Below are 2,436 nucleotides of genomic sequence, written 5' to 3' on the forward strand. Positions count from 1 at the left end.
GCCCAGCTTGTCGATCACGCCCTCAACACGGATGACGAGGCCATGCGCGAACTGCCTCTCGCGCATATCGCGGCGGATCAGCCGCTTCCTCTTGAAAAAGGCCTCAACCCTGCATGGCGCGATCAGATCATCGCTCTGAAAGATACGATTGCCGTTCCTCTCCTCGGCGTACGGGACGAGCTGACCTCCGATAAATGGCAGACCATCAAAACGCGTTTCGCCCCGTATGCGGAACTGGTTGCCCGCAAGCCCGAAAGCGGCGTGGAAAAACTCGGCATGGAACGGCTTGGAGAACTGCTCTCCAGCGATCTCCCGTCCCGTTTCGAGGCGCTGACGCAACAGGACGAAGACGCGGCGGGCCACCTCAAAACGCTCACGGACGTGGAGCGCCTCGTCCTCTACCATCACCACCTGCACCGGCTGTTGATGAACTTCGTTTCCTTCTGCGACTTCTACGCCCTTTCACGGCCTACGACCTTTCAGATCGGCACGCTGTTCATCGACGGCAGAGGTTGCAATCTCTGCCTGCGCGTGGACGACATCACCAACCACGCGGCACAGGCCCAGCCGAGCCATCTCTGCCTTGCCTATTGCGAGTGCTCACGCCTCGACACGGGCCAAAAGATGAATATCGTCGCAGCGGTTACGGCGGGTGACTCCAACCTGCTGATACCGGGGCGGCACGGCGTTTTTGGGACACGCAAGGCCAGAGCTGGGAAGCCGTTTTGGTCAAGCTGGTGGATAACCCCATCAGTATCCGTACAGCCATGTTCGCGCCTTACAAACGGTTCGGGCGCATGATCACCGACCAGCTCGAAAAGCTCGCGTCGTCCAAAGATTCAGCGCTCATGTCCGACGCCTCCAAATCCATTGATAAACTGACCGCGGATGCCCAGAAGGAAGCCAAGCCGTTCGACATCGGGCGGAGCATGGGGATCTTCGCGGCTATCGGGCTCGCCCTCGGCGCCATCGGCACGGCGCTCGCCAGCATCGCGGCGGCGTTGTTCTCTCTGGCATGGTGGCAGTTCCCCCTGCTGTTCGTGGGGATCTTCCTGTGCATATCCGGCCCCTCCATGTTCCTCGCGTGGCTGAAGCTGCGGCGCAGGACGCTCGGGCCGGTCCTTGATGCTTCGGGGTGGGCGGTGAACAGCCAGATCCCCATCAATTTCATGCTCGGCTCCTGCCTGACCGACGCGGCGGCCTTGCCTCCCAATGCCAGCCGCTCCTTTGACGATCCTTTCCGCAAACAGAGCCGCTGGAAAAAATGGGCCGTGGCGCTCGGCGTCGTCTGCCTCGCCGCACTGCTTGCCGGAGGCGGCTATTGGGGCTGGAAGGAGTATCAGAAGCGGCATCCGGCAAAGCAGGAACAGACTAGCGACATCACCGCTCCCAAGGCTCCCGCCCCTTCGGCCAAGTAAGGGGGCTTGCCCGTCCCGTGCTCACAGGCTATCTGTAGAAACCGGCCTCCGACGGAGGCCGGCTACGGAGCCTTCGATATGAAAACAACGTCCTTAAGAATACTGCATACGTCCGACTGGCATATCGGGCGCACCCTCTACGGGCGCAGGCGCTACAAAACCTTTTCCGCCTTCCTCGATTGGCTGGCGGATACGGTCCGCGACCGGCACGTTGACGTACTGATCGTCGCCGGAGACGTGTTCGATACCAGCGCCCCAAGCAACCGTGCGCAAGAGCTGTATTACCGCTTCCTCTGCCGGGTCATGCCTTTCTGCCGCCATATCGTCGTGGTGGCGGGCAATCATGACTCGCCCTCCTTCCTGACCGCACCGAAAGAGCTCCTGCGCGCACTCAACGTCCATGTCGTAGGCTCGATCACGGACGCTCACGGACACGAAATCCTTCGGCTCGACGGCCCGGACGGAGAGCCCGAGCTCATCGTCTGCGCCGTCCCCTATCTTCGGGATCGGGATATCCGAGTGGTCGAGCCCGGCGAAAGCATTGAAGACAAGGAACGGAACCTCATCGACGGCATCCGCCGCCACTACGCCGCCGTCAGCGCGCAGGCCGAAACGTACCGGACGCGCCCGGATCTCCCCGTGCTCGCAACCGGGCACCTCTTCGCGTCGGGCGGCCAGACCGCCGACGGCGACGGCGTGCGCCAGCTCTATATCGGATCGCTCGCACAAGTGACCGCCGACTGTTTCCCGGACACCATCGACTATCTCGCCCTCGGGCATCTGCATATCCCGCAAAAAATCGGCGGCTCCGAAACCCGGCGCTACAGCGGTTCCCCCGTGCCCATGGGCTTCGGGGAACGCGGCGCCAAGAGCGTCTGCCTCGTGGATTTCGCGGGCCGTCAGGCATCCGTGGAGTGCCTGCCCGTTCCTGTTTTTCAGGAACTGGAACGCATTGAAGGGGCATGGGAGGCCATCGAATCCCGGCTGAAAGCCATCGCCGCCGGGGGCGGGCACCCGT

General features: G+C 62.4%; 2 protein-coding genes and 1 pseudogene. All 3 read left to right on the forward strand.

Annotated elements, in window-relative coordinates:
- A pseudogene (locus HMPREF0178_RS20315) lies at window positions 1-801 on the forward strand (hypothetical protein); the annotation flags it as partial.
- Window positions 798-1,418 (forward strand): hypothetical protein, encoded by a 621-nt coding sequence (locus HMPREF0178_RS20320; RefSeq protein WP_009378773.1) that lies wholly within the window; start codon window positions 798-800, stop codon window positions 1,416-1,418. The pseudogene HMPREF0178_RS20315 and the gene HMPREF0178_RS20320, both read left to right, overlap by 4 nt.
- 78 nt (window positions 1,419-1,496) lie before the next feature.
- On the forward strand, window positions 1,497-2,436 hold a 940-nt coding region (sbcD, locus tag HMPREF0178_RS02565; protein WP_009378788.1), incomplete at its 3' end, for an exonuclease subunit SbcD.

Source organism: Bilophila sp. 4_1_30 (assembly GCF_000224655.1).
GTDB lineage: Bacteria > Desulfobacterota > Desulfovibrionia > Desulfovibrionales > Desulfovibrionaceae > Bilophila > Bilophila wadsworthia.